This is a genomic window from Limnothrix redekei LRLZ20PSL1, assembly GCF_043235035.1.
Taxonomy (GTDB): domain Bacteria; phylum Cyanobacteriota; class Cyanobacteriia; order CACIAM-69d; family CACIAM-69d; genus CACIAM-69d.
Genome location: NZ_JAZAQF010000086.1, coordinates 309,094 through 326,838, shown reverse-complemented (window position 1 = coordinate 326,838; position 17,745 = coordinate 309,094). Strand labels below are relative to the sequence as shown.

Genomic DNA, 17,745 nt, shown 5'->3' with positions numbered 1-17,745 from the left:
ATGAAGCCGGCCGCGCCCCGGCGTAAATGCACGGGGACTCTTTTAGAAACTGACTTTCCCTGGCAGGATTACTCCAGTCCAAGGCTTCAGGCAAGCTTATCTTAGTTTTGATTTTGGCTGGTGCTGGCTTTGCTGTTTCACGAACTCCTGGTGCTAAGGAACGATCAACACCGGACAGGGAGATAGATCAATGACGCGATGGGCAGTGCTTTCGGCGGCTCCTTCGGTGGTTAGACCCATCCCTCGGCTGCCCATGACGATCAGGCTGGCTTCAACTTCATCGGCCACATCACAGATGGTGAACGCGGGCATTCCTTCGCGCTCAATCACTTCGGCTTCGAGGCCCCGCTCAGCAAACATGGCTTTGGCCCGGCTGAGGAGCGTTTCAGCCGCTTCAATGGCCCCTTCATCGGGGCCTGGAACGACCGACAGAATGACTAATCGACTGTTGTGCAGTTGCGCCAGTTGGGCAACGGTTTCGGCCGCCTCACGAGATTCGGGCGATCGATCGATCGGAAAAAGAATCGTCTCGAACATCTTTAGGGGAAAATATTCACCGCGTGAACTTCCGCGAAAACTCCCGCGCGAATTTCCGCGAGACGCATTGAAAGGAGGTTTTTATCGTGTCAAAGAAAACTGTAGCAAATTTGTCGGCGGCTGATGTAGCTGGCAAGCGCGTCCTTGTGCGCGTTGATTTCAACGTACCTCTCGACGATGCTGGCAAAATCACCGACGACACCCGGGTTCGGGCCGCCCTGCCCACGATCCAAGACCTGACCGGCAAAGGCGCGAAGGTCATCCTGGCCAGCCACTTCGGCCGTCCTAAGGGTAAGGTTGTTGATTCGATGCGTCTCACGCCCGTGGCTGTGCGGTTGTCGGAACTGCTGGGCAAGCCGGTAGTTAAAACCGATGACTGCATTGGTGACGAGGCAGCAGCAACGGTTGCAGCCATGAACGATGGCGATGTGGTGCTGCTGGAAAACGTGCGGTTCTACGCGGAAGAGGAAGCAAACGACCCTGAGTTCTCGAAGAAGCTGGCTTCGCTGGCTGATCTGTACGTGAACGATGCGTTCGGTACGGCTCACCGGGCCCATGCCTCCACCGAAGGTGTGACCAAGTTCCTCAGCCCCTCCGTTGCGGGTTACCTGATCGAAAAGGAACTGCAATACCTGCAAGCGGCGATCGAAAGCCCCAAGCGTCCTCTGGCGGCAATTGTGGGTGGCTCGAAGGTATCGAGCAAAATCACCGTGATCGAAACCCTGCTGGACAAGGTGGACAAGCTGTTCATCGGCGGCGGCATGATCTTCACCTTCTACAAAGCACGCGGCCTGGCCGTGGGCAAGTCGTTGGTGGAAGACGACAAGCTGGATTTGGCCCGCGCTCTGGAAGCGAAGGCCAAGGACAAGGGCGTGGAACTGTTGTTGCCGACCGATGTGGTGTTGGCCGATAACTTCGCGCCCGATGCCAACAGCCAAACCGTCAGCGTGGATGCAATCCCCGATGGCTGGATGGGTCTGGACATTGGCCCCGACTCGGTGCAGGCGTTCCAAGCGGCGCTGGAAACCTGCCAATCGGTGATCTGGAACGGGCCCATGGGCGTGTTCGAGTTCGACAAGTTCGCGGCTGGCACTAAGGCGATCGCGGAAACCTTGGCGACCCTGACTCCGAAGGGCGTGACCACGATTATTGGTGGTGGCGACTCGGTGGCAGCGGTGGAAAAGGTGGGCGTGGCTGACCAAATGAGCCACATTTCGACCGGTGGCGGTGCAAGCTTGGAGTTGTTGGAAGGCAAAGTGCTGCCCGGTATCGCGGCATTGGATGAGGCCTAGATCTCGGGCTAGGATCCATTAACCGCTGAAGATTGCGGGAACCCCTGAAGATCGTAGGGATAAGGGGCTTAGGCCCCTTGCCTTGCAATCCTCATATGGAATGTGGGGGTACACCATCGTTGAAATTCTCATGGGGGGCGCATGACGGTGCGTCCCCACCCGGGTTTCCGTTTTCCTGCTTAGGGTTTGTGGAATGACTCTTGAGTTTGAATAACTTAAGTTTGAATAGATTTAAGCCGTTAAGTTTGAGCCATGAAATTTAGCGAATTATTAAAACAGTTAGAGAAGCTGAGCGATCGCCCCTTCGATCAATTTTCCTTGGCGGATGATCCTGAGCTGACAACGATCGCCCCGATCGCCCAGGCCCAGGGCGGTCAGTTGACCTATTTGGAAGGCGATAAATTTGCGGACTGCTTGGAAAGCACCCGAGCCGCCGTGATTTTGCCCAACCGTCCTGAGCTAATTAGCCAGGCCCGAGAGCAGGGGTTGGCCTGGGTGGCGGTGCAAGATCCCAAAATGCTATTTGCCGTGGCTGTGCGGCTGTTCTATCAACCCTTTAAACCCAAACCCGGAATTCACCCCAGCGCCTGGATTGATCCGACTGTGCAACTGGGTCAGGAGGTGTCGATCGGGCCCCATGTGGCGATTTATGAGGGGGTGACGATCGGAGATCGGGTTTGCTTAATGGCCAATGTGGTGATCTATGGGGGCGCATCGATCGGGGCCGATTCCTGGCTCCATGCCAACTGCACCATCCACGAGCGATCGATCATTGGGCAACATTGCATCATCCACAGTGGCGCAGTCATTGGCGATGAAGGATTTGGCTTTGTGCCCACGGCCCAAGGCTGGCAAAAGCTGGATCAAACCGGGCGCGTTGTGCTCGAAGACGGCGTGGATGTGGGAGTCAACAGCACGATCGATCGGCCAGCCATGGGCGAAACCCGCATTGGCCGCGGCACAAAGCTCGACAACATGGTTCACATTGGCCACGGCTGCCAACTGGGCGAAGGCTGTGCGATCGCGGCCCAGGCGGGCTTGGCGGGTGGTGTGGAGTTGGGCAAAGGGGTGATTCTGGCCGGGCAGGTGGGCGTGGCCAACAATGTCAAAATGGGCGATCGGGCGATCGCCTCCTCCAAGTCCGGTTTGCACAGTGACGTACCGGCCGGCGAGGTTGTCTCCGGCTACCCAGCCATTCCCAACAGTCAATGGCTCAAAACTTCTGCCATCTATCGTCGCTTGCCCGAAATGCACAAGTTGCTGCGACAGATTCAATCCCACCTGGGCCTCAAGGACTAGATGGAAAGGCTAGATGATTGGGAGCAGTCTTCAGTGAAATTGCTTCAGTGAAATTTCCTATTCCGCCGGCCCACAATCAATCACCCCAAGCTTCCGTATTCAGGGGACGAATTAGACGGCTTTGAATCAAGTGTTCAACGGCCCGCTCGATCGCATCCAGCGCATAGCCCGTGTTCACCTGAATCAAATCCAACGTGGCTGCAAAACCCTTGCGATCGCACTGTTGAATAACACGTAAAACATCCTGCTCAATGGATGTTAGCTCCTGGGGAGCAAGGTGCATTGAAGATGCTTTAGACATACCAAACCCTCCGACAACGTAGCAGTTCGGTGGCAAATTTGTGGAGAGGAACTGGTATTTTCACCGACTTCATGGAAAGCAATCCAGGAAAGCAATCCAGGAATTTATCTAGAAATGAATCCAGGAATCAGTCCAAAAATCAATCCAGAAATCAATCCAGAAACCCAAAAAGTCGGTGAATGAACCCATGGCAAAATGACTCGTCCATGGTGCTCATCCACGAAAAAACCAGAACGAAGGAAAGCCAACCTAAAACAGCCAAAAGAAAAGAGGCTATCCTTCTGAACTCTACTGTCTTTTAGAGAGGTTGACGGCAATTTCCGGACAATGTTCTTTTTTGGTTACGTAATTTTACGTAGAGAATCGCTATTGCCCCGATCGCAGGTGGTAAACTTCCTCGGCCACGCGCTTCAGACGACGGAGCTGGGCTTGCATGTCGCCTTGCACCCACCCGGCCGCCACCCGATCGAACCCCCAGCGAACAAGGGGATTGGGGATTACGAACTCAAACCGATTGATTAACTGAGTGCCGGATCCATCGGGAATACACTCCCAAGAGTCGCACCCCACAAAAAAGCCAGAAAAAGCCCAAACAATTTTGCCAGGCGATCGCTCCGCCACCGTGCATTGCAACGCCGGTTCCAGCAGGGGAATTTGCAACACAAATCGGGTGCGATCGCCCAAATCGGTTCCCCAGCGATCGCCCACGGGATCGCAGCGCAGGGCTGGGTTTAGCCACCGATGCATCAGCTCGCGATCGGTGAAGCACCACTCAACCGCCGTGGCACTAGCCTGAATCGCGATCGACTGTTCATAAACTCGCGGCACAACCGATTTACCTTGGCCACGCGCCAGTTGAGTTCGAGTTGTAAAAAGACGGGAAGACATGCCAGGGGCCAAGGAAAAGTAAAAATGGGCGGCTGTATTTCTAGCTGTATTTCTAGCAACTTCTAGAAATACAGCTAGAAGTTGCTAGAGGGATTGAGGGATTGAGGGATTGAGAGACTTCTAGACCTGTGGGGGTGTTTGAAACGTACCTTTTGGCACGGGCCAAGCACGAATCGTCATGGGGGCAAGGGGCCTAAGCTCCTTGTCTGCGTTGATCACTGGGGCGCACAGAGGATCAACTTGGGAGAATCAACTTGGGCTGTTCAGACATCCTCTGTGGTTTTAGAGACTGCTGAGCATGACCGACATTCACGGCCGGTTTCCTCGTCCTAATTGGCAACTGACGCACCATGACTGCGAGGATCCGTTGCCGCCGATTTTTGGGCCGAATCTCCAGACAACGGAGCATCAAACTCAGACGTTTGACCTTCGTTTACCTTCGCATAGGGCAAGATGGCGGTTCCATCAGCCAAGGCCGCCAAATTCGCCGCCATGATTGATTTAGGCTGCTCCCCGATCGCCTGGGCCAACTCCTGACCCTGGGCATTCAAAAAGACAAAGTGCGGAATTCCATCCACTCGATAGCTCAGAATCTCGGGTAGCCATTTGGTGTTATCCACATTCAGCATCGAGAAATTGACCCGATCGCCATAGTCCTGCTTCAACTCCCGCAAATCACTCGCCATGGCCTGGCAACTGGTACACCAATCTGCATAGAACTCCAAGACCGTCGGCTTGCCATTGACGATCGCCTGATCCAATGGCACAGAATCACGCGCCAGCCGTTCCAGAATATTGCTGTTGGGTTCCGTGCGTAGCCCCAAAAACAGCACCACCCCTAACAACGCCGCCACAATGGCCACCACCAAATTTGGCAGACGATTACCGGCCGCGGCAGCTCCGGGGATCACGGTTGAGGGCTGGGAAGTCGGTTCAGGAGAAAGCTGGCTCATGGCAGAATGGCAAGACAAGAGGGCAAAGCGGAATGGCGGATCAGTTCTGGTGCTAGGCTAGCGATACAGTCCTCAAGAGCCAAGGGCGATCGGGCCCGAATTGTTTTTGGTTACTCGTTTCTGGTTACCCGTTGCTGGTGATCCAGAATTTTCGGCGCAGGTTGGGCCAATCGCCCAAACCCCACGACTCCGAAACCAACGGGATCGCCCTCACAGCCCCAATCACGACCGCTTTGCTCCGATGATTGGCGCTTTGGTCAGTGTTCTAGGGTTAACAGTATTCTGCAAGGGCTATTTTGATTGTAACAACTTCGTTACATGTCTTCATGGGCTTGTTGAATCACTGCTGGATGAGCCGTGTTGGATGAGTCGTTATTAGGGGAGCGTTGGTCGCTGAAGGCTCGATCGCCCCGTCCACCGGCCTGATTACCGTGGTTTTTCCCAATTGATCCCAATTGATCCGAATTAATCCAAGTTGCCCTGAATTGACCCGATTGCTCTGGTTTTCCCGATTGTTCGTTGGCGGTGATTTGTTTTGAAAAAGCGCGTCACACTCACCTTTCCGAAACATGCGGTGCAAATGCCAATCACCTATCGATTGGCGAAAGAATTTAATGTGGCTGCCAACATCATTCGAGCGCAGGTGGCCCCCGATCGCGTTGGAAAATTAGTCGTTGAACTCATTGGCGACATTGACCAAATGGACGCGGCCATGGAGTGGATGGAATCCCTCGACATTGATGTTTCTTCTGCTAATCGAGAAATCTCGATCGATGAAGCAAGCTGTGTCCATTGCGGTCTCTGCACGGGCGTTTGTCCCACGGGGGCGCTGTCGCTTCACCCAGAAACTTTTCGCTTAGAATTTGCTCGATCGCGCTGTGTGGTTTGCGAGCAATGTGTTCCCACCTGCCCGGTGCAAGCCATTTCCACCAGCTTTTAACTTCACCGGCTACTGAAACTTCACTGGTTTCTCAGTTGCACTTCTCAGTTGCACTTCTCAGTTGCACATTGATCTCCCATCGCAATCGCCTTTTTATCAATCAAACCTTGTAGTTGGAAAGGAGACAAGGTTCCGTGCGCCTGTACAACAACCACACCGGACTATCGCTATTCATCCTGGCGTTGGTTTACTTAGCCTTGAGTTGGGTGGCGTTGCTCGCTGTGCCCCAGCCTCCCTCGCTGGCAGAGGTGGCGGGGGTGGCCCTGTTGGTGGCCGTGGCTTTGGCGGCCCTGTTTACCCTTAAGTTGCCTTGGCCAGAGCTTGGGCGCTTTTCTTGGTTTCAAACGGCCACCAAATCTTTCGGGGGCGCAATTTTGGCAGCAATGGGCGTGGTGATTGTGCTGTCGCGGTTGGATATTACAACGGATGTGATGCTGTTGTTGGCGGCGGAATTTTTGGCCAAGGTGGAATTGCGGGTGGCGGGTCGATCGCGCTGGCAATCGTTTTGGCAAATGTTGGCGGCCAGTGCTGTGGGCATTGGGAGCGCGATCGGGCTGGCCCCTTGGTTTCTGATGTCGCGGGTCAGCGAGTAGCTCCTTCACCAAATGCTTTACTGAGCAATTAACTGAGCAATTAACCGGGCAAACCCCCTTGAGTAACCTTCTGAGTAACCCCCATTGAGCAACCCATCATCATGGCTCAGTCTCAGACTTCAGAATCGGGATGGTCGCGGGTGGTGCTGGTGACGGGGCCGGCGCGATCGGGCAAGAGTGAGTGGGCGGAACGATTGGCCGCGGCCTCGGGGCGATCGGTCATCTATGTGGCCACCTCGTACTTGGATCCCCAGGATCAAGAGTGGGCCGATCGTGTGGCCCAGCACCGCCAACGCCGCCCAGAAACTTGGCAAAATTGGGAAGTGCCGCTGGAGTTGGCTGCGGCCTTGGGCCAAGCGCCCGCCGATAGTTGTTTGTTGGTGGACTCACTGGGAACTTGGGTGGCCAACTGGCTCGATCGCCCCGATCCCGAATGGCAACAAACCTGTGAAGCGCTGTTGGCCACCTGTGCCGCCTTGCCAGCCATGTGTATTTTTGTGGCTGAGGAAACGGGCTGGGGTGTGGTTCCGGCCTTCCCCGCCGGTCGCCTGTTTCGCGATCGCCTCGGCAAACTAGTGCGGGAACTGGGCAGCCGATCCGATGCCTGTTATCTGGTCACAGCGGGCTTTGCAGTGAATTTACGGGCGATCGGTCAATCTTTAACAACTGGATAAAAACTGTTTAATTTCCTTAAATATTGTCCAAGAACCGTTCAAAACTTTAATCTAAGCTCAAGATTCTTTGTCGGTAGCCCCTCTACCCTTAGCTTAGGATCGAAGGCAGAATAGTTGGCGGCCGAATTTTCCATCCAAGCTTGCCGGTGAACCTGTTTCCATGCGAGCTGCTCACTCAGGTTTTCCCACTATTTCTCCGGTTATTTCTTCGAGTATTTTCCAGACATTTTTCCAGGCACTCTCTCAACTATTGTTTTAACCCAGAAGTTGGTACTTGGGAACGAAACCCGCAACCTGGAGTTTTAATTGGCTTTTTTTAATTTGCTCTTTTGTTAATTTACTTTTTAAGTTAAGACCAGTTTTGAACTGATTCTTAGTCAAGCTTCTAAACCTAGTTTTGTTGAATCAAGCTAGCCCTAATCCCAAATCCTGGCCATCAGTGCTTTAACCTTTGGCCCTCGCCCCCGGACTCCACACCAAAATGGCTCCTGAAGAACGCGTCAAACAATATCTTGCCCTTTGGTTGCAGTTGGGTAAGCAAGTGGTGTGCAGTCACGACGATCGCTTGCTCGGGACTCGCCGCACCATTGACGGTGAAGCTTACTCCGCAGAATTTGAGCAACTTTGGCAGCAAATTCTCGAAAAACCCCAGATGTATCACCTGGCGGGCACGGTCTGCTCCATGAAGGATTTGTTGTCGGGACATTGGAGTTTGCTGCCCTGCGCGCGGTGTAGTTTGCTCTATCCCATCAATGACAGCTACTTGGAAGCCGGGCCCTGTCCCTGCCAGGATTTGGCCTCTTGGCCCGATGACGCACCGCCGCCACGGGGGCCTGTCTGTGTGCAAGATTATTTGGATCAAATTCGGCTACGGCTGTCTCGCCAAAAGTTGATCCCCACACCGCCCAGCGAGGAAACAACTGGGGGCGAGGCTCGCGAATCAGATACCTGTAGTTTGCATGGGGGCGGTTTGCATGGGGGGCGATCGGAACATTCCCTACCCTAGGGGTGCTTGATCTGAGCTACAGACTGTTGGCCATCGACTCCTAATATCTGCAAAGCCAAAATTGTTACTCTGCACGCCCCAGCGATCGACATAGACAAGGGGCTGGAACCGGCGTAGACAAGGGGCTTGATCTCGCGTAGACAAGGGGCTTAAGCCCCTTGCCCCCACGACTATTGGTGCTTGGCCCGTGCCAATAAGATGCTTGCCAAACATCCTCTAATCACAGGAATCACAGGCGATCGATCGGGTTGATCGGCATTGGTCTTAGGGGCGGAATGGGCTTCTGGCGGGTTAGGCTGCCATCTGGGTTATACTGATCAATCGCGCTCTCAGTCGGTCATCGATCGCCCGCTGAAGGATCGCCCGCCTAAGCCGACCGCAATGGCCGATGCTGCCAACGGGCCACTGCCTGGAGAGGCGTTTTTGGGTTGGAGTTGTGGTGAATCTTGCCTCGATCGCTTGATGGGCCGGGATCAACACAACCGCTAAGCAACACAACCGCTAAGTTTTACCTTTTCGTCCTGCTTGGAGAACGTCATGTCCCGTGTTTGCCAACTGACCGGCAAAAAGGCGAACAACGCCTACGCCATTTCCCACTCGCACCGCCGCACCAAAAAGCTCCAAGAAGTTAACCTGCAATGGAAGCGAATTTGGTGGCCCCAAGGTAACCGTTGGGTGCGGTTGCGTCTTTCGACCAAAGCTCTGAAAACCCTGAACACCAAGGGTCTGCAAGCATTCGCTAAGGAAGCTGGCATTGATTTGAATAAGTGCTAATCCTGAATTAAGCGCTAATTCCAGCTAATTCCATACAAAAATTAAGCACTGAGCTGTTTAATTCACTCCGCCCAATTTGCCCAATGTGGCAGCTTTTTGGGTGGTTTTTTCATTTTTTATTTTTTATTTTTTATCTCTTATTTTTTATTTTTTATTATGGAATCTAGGAAATCTGGAAAATTTAGGGAATTTAGCGAACTTGGGGATTTTGAAAGTTGCCACGTTGCCACAGTCAGCCCAATCCTTGGTTTTGTTGGGGGGCGGCCACAGCCACGCGATCGCCCTGCGACGATTGATCCAAAAACCCCTGCCCAGCGGTGCGATCGACTCGGTGACCCTGATCAGCGAAGCACCCCGAGCGCCCTACTCGGGCATGGTTCCCGGCCATGTGGCGGGGGTTTATGGGCGGGAAGATTGTTTTATTGATTTGCAGGCCCTGTGCGATCGAGCGGGGGTGGCGTTGCGGGTCGATCGCGCTGTGGGGTTGAATCTGGGCGATCGACAAGTGCAACTAGCCAGCGGGGAAACGGTTGGGTTTCGCTGGCTCTCGGTTAATTTGGGCAGCACGCCCCTGGTTCCCCCGGGTGTTCAACCCCTTCTGGGGCGATCGATTATTGCCGCGAAGCCGATCCAAGCCCTGTTGGCCAACTGGGATGCGCTATTGTCAGCCTTGCCCCAATGGGGATCCAGGCCGCTGCGGTTGGTGGTGGTGGGGGGCGGCGCGGGTGGTGTTGAGCTGGCCTTGGCGGCCCAGCGGCGCTTGCAACCCCTGGTGGGCGATCGCTTGTCCATTACTTTGATTCAGCGAGAAGCAAAACTCTTGCCCCATTTGGCCCCGGCGGTGGGCGATCGGGTGGCCCAAGTGCTGCAAGCCCAGGGAATTGAGCTGGTTTTGAGTCAAACCATCACCCACGCCACCCTCATAGGCACAGATACCCAGTTGCGGGCCGCCTCGGGGCAATTGTTTTGGGGCGATCGGGTGCTGTGGGCTACCCAAGCCGCAGCGGCCCCTTGGTTGGCGGCCACCGGTCTCGCCACTGACCCCCAGGGATTCATTGCGGTTAACCGCTATCTGCAATCCTGCTCCCATCCCCAGGTCTTTGCGGCGGGAGATGTGGCGACGATGGTGGAACAGCCGCGCCCCAAGGCCGGCGTGTTTGCGGTGCGTCAAGGTCGCCCCCTGGCTGACAACTTGCGAGCTGCCATTTTGGGCCAGCCGCTGAAACCTTTCACAGCCCAAAAGCAATTTCTCAGCCTTATTAACTTAGCCAATGGCCAGGCGATCGCTACCCGTGGCCGTTGGGCTTTTACGGGGGCTTGGGCTTGGGTTTGGAAAGACTATCTCGATCGGAAATTTATGCGGCAATTTCAGCAGCTTTAAAGCCAGTATTTTCAGAGTTTCCATCCCAATTCTCAAAATTAGCTATCCCGTAAACATTGCGCATCTAGCAATACCCAGGTTTGATCTTGCAACACGGCGCAACTATTCATGAGGGATTGCACGAGGGGTGTTTGTCCTTGCCTCAGGGTTTGCAGCGCTGGTTCACTGGCTTCTGGATATTGCTCTAGCCAAGAATCTTTGAGGTAATTTTCTGAAAAAGCGGCTCGATCGATCAGCCAAAATGAAATGTGATATCGCGCCAGAAAGAATTTCACAGATTGGGCATGGGTGCTGTATTGGGCTTCAATGGTTCGTAAAATTCGTTCTCGAAACAAGCGGTAATATCCTAAGTGGTAGGGTACGGCATATTCTTTACCCGTGAGAATTGAGCGTCCTGCGAAGGTAGGAATATCATCTCCAATACTGCTTAGGGAGGCAATTTTGATATCCGTTGGTTGCCCTTGAAGAAATCGATAGAGTTTGACAGCACGACCCGTTTGGTAGCTATTTGCTGGAAAAGTGGGAACTAACAACGGATACCCCAACACAAGCACGATTAAAATAATACTGAAACTTCTGGAAACATAGATTTTCCAGCGCAGAAATTTGGGTTTTGGTCGAATGGCTTGCGAAATTGGGGCATTGAAAAGGGGGGGCAAGGAATAAACCGCAGAGGAATCAAAATTTGGAATCGATCGCCCGGCCCAGCGCTGGAAAGCTTCCCAAACAATCACAAGGCTAATGGCCGCCGCGATCGCGATTATGATTCGGAAGCTGTGCCCCGTGTAGCGACTGGGCAAGTGGAGCCGAAATAACAATCCATGGGCCAACAAGAACCACCCGATCGAAGCCAAGCCCAGTTGCCATAAATTGTTAACCTCCGGCGTAATTCGATGACTGAGGGAAAATCGCGATTGAATACCTTTCAGCTGCGAAAAAGAGAGTTGAAAAAGAGGTAAAGCAAAGCCAAAAATTAAAGTGACTGGCGTAAGAAGCGATCGGGGAATGAGATTAGTGCCACGACCAAAAAGCCAGTAATCGATCCAATCACGGTCAAAAATATTCGTGCGTCCCCCATCCAAAAATTCCGGCATTGTGCGGGCAATTTTGTCAGAAACCACTGGTCCAAAATCTTGCCCCAAAAAGAGTACGGGTAACAATGCAAAAAATAAGCTTCCCAAGGCACCAATATATAGAAATAGTTGTTGGCGTTCCGCATCCATGAGGCGGCTTTGAATTGCCAAAACCAAATCTGATTTCTGTAATGCCAAGCTTTCTAATGCTTTCAAATCTGAGGGATCATGAATTGTCCAAGCGGCCGACAACCAAGCTCGTTCCAACTTTTGATAGCCCACCCAAGCAAGTTTTATCGAAATTAAACCGCCAGAAACCAAGGCATAGGTTGGACAAATTAACCCCTGAAGGGCAATGGAACTCCACAACAGTTGAGGCGACTTGTGAGCTAATCCATCCAAAATTGCTAAAAAGAGCGGAAAAGCAAAGGCGCGCGACGTACCAGAAACCAAGTCATCTTTTAGCCAAAGACTTTGGTTGAGCAAGACAGTTGCTAGAAAACCAGCTACCGGAACTGGGAAAATAGCAAAAGTGACCCGATAGGTAAAGAAGGTGATGATCAGTCCAAGGATGGGCGACAGGAGTTTATTAAAAATTAGGGGATTGATTTGTAAGAAAGCAGCCAGTTGATAGAGTTTGGTGTAGCCGATCGGGGCGATCGATTCAAAATAATCGGCAATCAGATCATTGTGAAAAAGACTAGGGTTTAAAAATCGCTGCATCCAAAACACATGCTGGCGAGCATCGTCTTGCACCACAAATTCACCGCTGAATCCTTGATGCAGAGACAGGCCACCATAGAGCGCCGCGATCGCGAGACTCCACAACAAGGGCCAGGGCGATCGCCCCGATCGATCAAAACAAATTTGCATGAGGCGATCGCGCCAGTTCCGCCCTTGGGAATGGTTCACGGAATTGCTCACGGCATCAACCCAAATTGATTTTTTGATAGCTCGTCAATTGATCGATCACCAGTTAATTGGTAACCGATCATCAATGGACAAGTAATATGATTCTACTGAATTTTCAGAAAACTTAGCTCAGTAAGGTTGATAGAGAGAATCAAAGCTCCTGAGTGGAAAACCAGCAAAAAATCCATCAATCACATTTTGTCAATCTCAGAATTCGGTCATTTATTTGTGCTTGGACGACAGGACTATAGCAGTCCCAAAGTTCTGAGGCAGCGGTAGGTAATTTCCTTGCGAGCAGTTGCTTGGGCCGGCTCCGGAAGTTCCAAGTTTGTGGCAAAAAAATAAACCTGCTGATTTTGCTCCAAATAGCCCACATACCAGCCAATTGGAGGTGTTGCGCTCATGGCCCAGCCCGTTTTTGCTCTGACGGTATATTGCGCCGTTTGATCCATGATCATGATGTCTTTCACGACCGCGATCGAGCGTTCAGAAAAAGGCAACTGGTTCAAATAAAGACGCTGAAGAAACTGAATTTGTTCTTCGGGCGTGATTTTGAGCGGGCCCGACAGCCAAAATTGATCAATATTGGCAGGATCGCCAATGTTGCGATCGCCATAATTTGCCCCAATCACCCCGGCTTTCATGCGTTCATAGCCGATACGCCGAGCCAAAATTTGGTAGAACCAGACGGCTGAAACCTTGAAGGCCTCGCGCATGTTCAAATCTTGGTTCCAACCGGGAAAGGGTCGCTGAATGCCATCCCAAGTGAACCGCACATCCTGATCGGGAATCACTTGGGCATCGAGAGAAATTAGCGAATTCAAAATCTTAAAAGTGGAAGCGGGAGAAAACGGCGTTTGATTGCGCTTTGGGTTGTGTTCATAAATTTGATTTTTCTGGGGATCGTAAATAATAATGGAGCCTTCAACCTTGAGATCTTGAAAATGTTGACCGAATTCAGGAACCACTCGCCGCTTAATCACAGGCTGTGGTTGCGATTTTGGTATAAATGATTTTTGTAGAAATCTTTGATCGGTTACCAACGGATTAACTGGCTTTTCATTGGTTTTTGCTAGGCCAGGCAGAGAAAAACTCAAACAACAAAAACTCATAAGTGAACCAATGACTATCAAAGCACGATCACTAATTTTATAATTAGATCGATTCTTTTGTTTGTTGTTTTTTTGATGATTGAATTTGCGATTTTTCATGGCTCTATTATTCATAAAAATCCAAGACTGACCTAGATTGACCTAAACCTTGATCAGATGACTCGAACTGAGTTTGCCGCCTTAGCATACCACTAATTTGATCCCCTGAAGTCCGATTAAAGATAGTTTCAGGATTAAAATTTGAAAGTGAATGAAGTACCAAAAGATCTCAATTAACCATGAGTGATCATCACCCCAGTTTAGAACCTGAGACAACGCCAGCGGAAAAGCCCGATCGCCTGCAAAAAATTAAGGCCGCCAAGGATGCAGCCCGCGACAATCGAGCTGGAAATGAACGGGGATTATATTTGCTATTCACCGGGTTGGGCAAAGGCAAAACCAGCAGCGCCATGAACTTGGTCTATCGCCATTTAGCCCATGATTTACCCGTGGCGGTGGTGCAATTTGTGAAAAATAACGAGGCGTTTCCCGATGGTGATCGCCTGTTGCTCACCCGGTTGCAAAACTTGGGATTTCCGGTGCAAATGCACACCATGGGCGGCGGATTTACCTGGGAAACCCAGGATCCCGATCGCGATCGGGCCATGGCCGCGGCTGCCTGGGAACAGGCCCTGATCTATATCCAAGATCCGCAAATTTCCCTCGTGGTGCTCGATGAGTTGCACATTGCCCTTAAGCATCAGCAACTGGCCCTAGAGCCGGTGCAAGCGGGAATTCAAAATCGGCCGCCCCATTGCCACGTGGCGAGCACGGGGCGCTATGCTCCTCAGGGGTTAATTGAAATGGCGGATTTGGTGACTGAAATGAACCGCATCAAACACCCGATCGCCCAGGGAATTCCTGCCCAGCAAGGTATTGAGTTTTAGTATTGAGTTTTGAAAAGCCTCAGGGCGCAATCCTGCGCCCTGCATTCATCATAGGTTACGAATCCGGAGTGATTGCAATCTTGCTTGATATTTCTTAACCAAAAAGACAACGAACTCTGAAGATTTCCAGCCGTTTGTGAACTGTACCTTTGGCTCCCGTCGATCGGGAAACCGCTCCAAGCGATCCGGTTGCCTGCCTTGGGAGACTGAATAGCCAATCTGCGATCGACAGCAGTGAAATTGGGTAAGTTTGGAAGAGGCTGAACGTTGCCGCCGAATGCTCGACCCTTCACCATAGGCCCTTCGCCATAGACCCTTCGCCATCGCATCAATCAGGCGGACACCCCAGGCAAGACACCCCAGGCAAGACACCCCAACCGAGACCTTGGCCATGAACTGGGCAATTGAAACCCGTGGTTTAAGTAAACAGTTCGATCGCAAGCTGGCCGTCAATCAGGTGGATTTGAAAATTTCCCCTGGGGAAGTCTATGGGCTAATTGGCCCCAACGGAGCAGGCAAAACCACCCTGATTCGGATGTTGGCGGCCGTGGAGGAACCAACCCTTGGAAAAATTTTGATTGATGGTGAATATTTAACTGGCGAATTCTTCAGCGGTGAAGATCCCAATCGGCGCAGTCGGCGGGCAAAACTGAAACAGCGAATTGGCTTTTTACCGGACGATTTCCCAGTCTATGAAGATCTGACGGTTTGGGATTATTTGGACTATTTTGGGCGGCTCTATGGCCTGCGGCGATCGCACCTGCGGCAGCGGCTTTATGAAGTGCTGGATTTGGTGCAACTATTGCCGAAGCGAGATAGCCCGATCGCCACCCTCTCGCGTGGCATGAAACAACGGTTGAGCCTAGCTCGCACCATCATTCACGAGCCGATTTTGCTCCTGCTGGATGAACCCGTTTCCGGCCTTGATCCGATCGCCCGTTTGGAATTTCGCAACCTGATGCGGATTCTGCAAGGGGCTGGCATGACCGTGCTGATTTCGTCCCATGTACTCAGCGACTTGGCGGAACTTTGCACCGCGATCGGAGTGATGGAACTGGGGCGGTTGGTGGCCAGCGCACCTCTGGAAGCCCTTTACGCCCAATTTGCCCGCCACACCCTGGTGATCACAGCCCTCGATCGGCTCAATGATTTGCAAACGATCCTGAGAACCGACCCAAGGGCGATCGCCTGGGAATGTCATCCCACCACCGGCCGCATTACTGTGGACTTTCAGGGTGATGAAACTGACTGTGCCGACTTGCTCGGGGAAATGGTGCGGGCCCAAATTCCGATTGTGGAATTCCGGCGCGATCGAGAAAGTCTGGAGCAAATTTTCTTGAAACTGGGACACCAACAAGCCTCATGAACCCCCGCCCCTCAAGCTGGCTGAATCGCTTGCAAACCACCCAACGATCGCTCAAAAGTCAGCTCGATCGCTGGCTCGATCGGCTCGGAAACTGGAATCCCCAACTGCTGCGAGAACTGAAAGGCAACTGCACCTCGCGCAACTTGACCTTAGCCACCCTCAGTTCCCTGATTGCCCAAGCAGCCTTTTGGATGAGCTGGCAAAGGATCGCCGTTGAAACCGCCACCGTTTCCACCGAAACCGAAGGCATCCTGCGGTTTTATTGCACCGGCCAGGCCGATGAAGAGCTGCGAGCTTGTGAATTGCTGTCGTCCTCAACCTTTGCGGTGAATTGGCCCCTGTGGTGGTTGGACTTGTTCTTTTGGCTGTCTTCAATTCTGGTGGGCCTGTTAGTGCTGGGTGGCACGCAAGCCCTGATCACCAACTGGCTTGAGGAAAGCAAACAGGGAACCCTCGACTTCATTCGCATGACCCCGGAACCCAGCCACCGAATCCTGTGGGGAAAACTTTTGGGTGCGCCGGCCCTGATCCATTGGGCAGTGCTGCTGGCTTTGCCCCTACAGACCCTCGCCGGCCTGCAAGCGGGCCTTGGCCTCGGCGGCCTGTTGCTGGCGGATGGGGTGGCGGTGGCTTTTCTGGGTGCGCTTTATCTGTTGGGGTTGTTTTATGCCAGCGTCAGCGACAGCAAACAGGCCATATCAAGCTGGGCCTTTGGCATTCTGGGCCTCTTCCTGTTTGCCCCCGCCCTGACGATCGCCCGAGGGGTGATGATCCGAGGCACGATGGACACCCCCGTATCCCCTTCCTGGTTTTGGTTTGGTCAAGATTTAATCCTTCAGCCGCAGCTTTGCGCCGCGATCGCGATCGCGGGGTTTGCGGGGGTGGCGCTGACTTTTTGGCAAGCCGTGATCCGGCGTTTTCAGAACCCCGCCAACACCTTCATCACCAAAGTGCGAAGCTATTGGCTGACGATCGGGTTCAACCTGTTGGCCATGGGCTTTTTTATGCCCTGGAATCCCAACCACTTCCAAGGCTGGGCGGTGGTGGGCTTCTTTTGGTTGATCCAAATGTTCGCTTGGGTTGTGTTGCTGTTGCCGACGCGCCAAACCCTGTTGGATTGGGCCCGCTATCGCCATTTCCAAAGAACCCGAGACGCGCGATCGAGCCAACGGGCGATCGATGACTGGCTTTGGGGAGAAAACAGCCCGCCCCTGTTGGCCTTGCTGGTGAATGGTGGGTTGACGATCGCCCTTTGGTCGCCTTGGGCCCTGGCCTTTTGTTTCAACAGCTCCACCCAAGGCCTGTTGGTGTTGGTGGCGATCGGCTGCACCACGGGTTTGATGCTGCTCTATGGAGCGCTGGCCCAATGGGCCTTGCTGTGGCAGGTGCGCCGACCGGTTGCCTGGGCCGCGGGATTGGTGGGGGCGGCGATCGTCGGTTCGCTCTTGTTGGGCCTGATGATGCGATCGCGCGATGCGATCGGGTGGACGAATGCTTGGGACTGGGTTTGGCTCATGACCCCTGTGGCTCCGATGCTGATGGGGATTGTTTCTGATCCGCTTTCCCTGAGCATGGCGGGAGTGGCCTTTGCAATCAATGGTGTGGCGGCCGTGGGGATCAGTTATGTGGCCCTGAATCAGCTCGATCGGTTGGGTCGATCGGAGTCGGCGGCACTAATTCAGGACGATCGCCCCCAAGTCTAGGAATTTAATAGGAAT

16 protein-coding genes and 1 pseudogene are annotated in these 17,745 nt (G+C 52.9%); 11 read left to right on the top strand and 6 right to left on the bottom strand.

Going from position 1 to position 17,745, the window contains the following annotated elements; genetic code table 11:
- Positions 1-153: 153 nt before the first annotated feature.
- Positions 154-537, bottom strand: coding sequence for a universal stress protein (locus tag VPK24_RS16120; protein ID WP_393014864.1), 384 nt, complete (start codon positions 535-537; stop codon positions 154-156).
- A gap of 86 nt (positions 538-623) precedes the next feature.
- On the opposite strand from VPK24_RS16120, the gene VPK24_RS16115 reads away from it, so the two are divergent.
- Together VPK24_RS16115 and lpxD are read left to right on the top strand one after the other, a co-directional pair.
- A complete protein-coding gene (locus VPK24_RS16115) occupies positions 624-1,829 on the top strand; it encodes a phosphoglycerate kinase (protein WP_393014862.1) in 1,206 nt (401 codons plus the stop codon).
- A 252-nt stretch (positions 1,830-2,081) separates the two neighbouring features.
- Positions 2,082-3,128 (top strand): UDP-3-O-(3-hydroxymyristoyl)glucosamine N-acyltransferase, encoded by a 1,047-nt coding sequence (gene lpxD / locus VPK24_RS16110; RefSeq protein ID WP_393014860.1) that lies wholly within the window; start codon positions 2,082-2,084, stop codon positions 3,126-3,128.
- 76 nt (positions 3,129-3,204) lie between these two features.
- On the opposite strand, the gene VPK24_RS16105 is transcribed toward lpxD, so the two are convergent.
- From VPK24_RS16105 to VPK24_RS16095, 3 genes are all read right to left on the bottom strand, one after another.
- On the bottom strand, positions 3,205-3,429 hold the full coding sequence (locus VPK24_RS16105) for a hypothetical protein (protein WP_393014858.1): 225 nt from the start codon (positions 3,427-3,429) through the stop codon (positions 3,205-3,207).
- Between the two features lie 366 nt (positions 3,430-3,795).
- Positions 3,796-4,317: an SRPBCC family protein gene (locus tag VPK24_RS16100; RefSeq protein WP_393014856.1), complete on the bottom strand. Its 522-nt coding sequence runs from the start codon at positions 4,315-4,317 to the stop codon at positions 3,796-3,798.
- 329 nt (positions 4,318-4,646) lie between these two features.
- Entirely contained in the window at positions 4,647-5,270 is a 624-nt protein-coding gene (locus VPK24_RS16095; RefSeq protein WP_393014854.1) for a thioredoxin family protein, read from the bottom strand.
- Positions 5,271-5,805: 535 nt separating this feature from the next.
- On the opposite strand from VPK24_RS16095, the gene VPK24_RS16090 reads away from it, so the two are divergent.
- From VPK24_RS16090 to VPK24_RS16065, 6 genes are all read left to right on the top strand, one after another.
- The gene (locus VPK24_RS16090; protein ID WP_099533193.1) at positions 5,806-6,210 is read left to right on the top strand and encodes an NIL domain-containing protein; all 405 of its coding nucleotides are present in this window, start codon (positions 5,806-5,808) and stop codon (positions 6,208-6,210) included.
- Between the two features lie 134 nt (positions 6,211-6,344).
- On the top strand, positions 6,345-6,803 hold the full coding sequence (locus VPK24_RS16085) for a hypothetical protein (protein WP_393014851.1): 459 nt from the start codon (positions 6,345-6,347) through the stop codon (positions 6,801-6,803).
- Between the two features lie 101 nt (positions 6,804-6,904).
- Positions 6,905-7,477, top strand: a complete 573-nt coding sequence (gene cobU, locus VPK24_RS16080) for a bifunctional adenosylcobinamide kinase/adenosylcobinamide-phosphate guanylyltransferase (RefSeq protein ID WP_393014850.1) — start codon at positions 6,905-6,907, stop codon at positions 7,475-7,477.
- Between the two features lie 451 nt (positions 7,478-7,928).
- On the top strand, positions 7,929-8,483 hold the full coding sequence (locus VPK24_RS16075) for a hypothetical protein (RefSeq protein WP_393014849.1): 555 nt from the start codon (positions 7,929-7,931) through the stop codon (positions 8,481-8,483).
- A 537-nt stretch (positions 8,484-9,020) separates the two neighbouring features.
- Positions 9,021-9,257, top strand: a complete 237-nt coding sequence (gene rpmB, locus VPK24_RS16070) for a 50S ribosomal protein L28 (RefSeq protein ID WP_099533188.1) — start codon at positions 9,021-9,023, stop codon at positions 9,255-9,257.
- Between the two features lie 208 nt (positions 9,258-9,465).
- Complete coding sequence (locus VPK24_RS16065; protein WP_393014846.1) at positions 9,466-10,638, top strand: FAD-dependent oxidoreductase; 1,173 nt, start codon at positions 9,466-9,468, stop codon at positions 10,636-10,638.
- A 38-nt stretch (positions 10,639-10,676) separates the two neighbouring features.
- On the opposite strand, the gene VPK24_RS16060 is transcribed toward VPK24_RS16065, so the two are convergent.
- Together VPK24_RS16060 and blaOXA are read right to left on the bottom strand one after the other, a co-directional pair.
- Positions 10,677-12,635 carry a hypothetical protein gene (locus VPK24_RS16060; RefSeq protein ID WP_393014845.1) on the bottom strand — a complete coding sequence of 653 codons (1,959 nt, stop codon included), beginning with the start codon at positions 12,633-12,635 and terminating at the stop codon, positions 10,677-10,679.
- Positions 12,636-12,868: 233 nt separating this feature from the next.
- A pseudogene (gene blaOXA, locus VPK24_RS16055) lies at positions 12,869-13,579 on the bottom strand (class D beta-lactamase); the annotation flags it as partial.
- A gap of 434 nt (positions 13,580-14,013) precedes the next feature.
- Between blaOXA and VPK24_RS16050 the strand changes: the two are divergent.
- The 3 genes from VPK24_RS16050 to VPK24_RS16040 all read left to right on the top strand — a co-directional run bounded on the left by VPK24_RS16050 (position 14,014) and on the right by VPK24_RS16040 (position 17,730).
- Positions 14,014-14,661, top strand: coding sequence for a cob(I)yrinic acid a,c-diamide adenosyltransferase (locus tag VPK24_RS16050; protein ID WP_099533185.1), 648 nt, complete (start codon positions 14,014-14,016; stop codon positions 14,659-14,661).
- Between the two features lie 385 nt (positions 14,662-15,046).
- The gene (locus tag VPK24_RS16045) at positions 15,047-16,027 is read left to right on the top strand and encodes an ABC transporter ATP-binding protein (protein ID WP_393014842.1); all 981 of its coding nucleotides are present in this window, start codon (positions 15,047-15,049) and stop codon (positions 16,025-16,027) included.
- Entirely contained in the window at positions 16,024-17,730 is a 1,707-nt protein-coding gene (locus VPK24_RS16040) for a hypothetical protein (RefSeq protein WP_393014840.1), read from the top strand. Before VPK24_RS16045 ends, VPK24_RS16040 begins: the two co-directional genes overlap by 4 nt.
- The last annotated feature ends 15 nt before the right edge of the window (positions 17,731-17,745 follow it).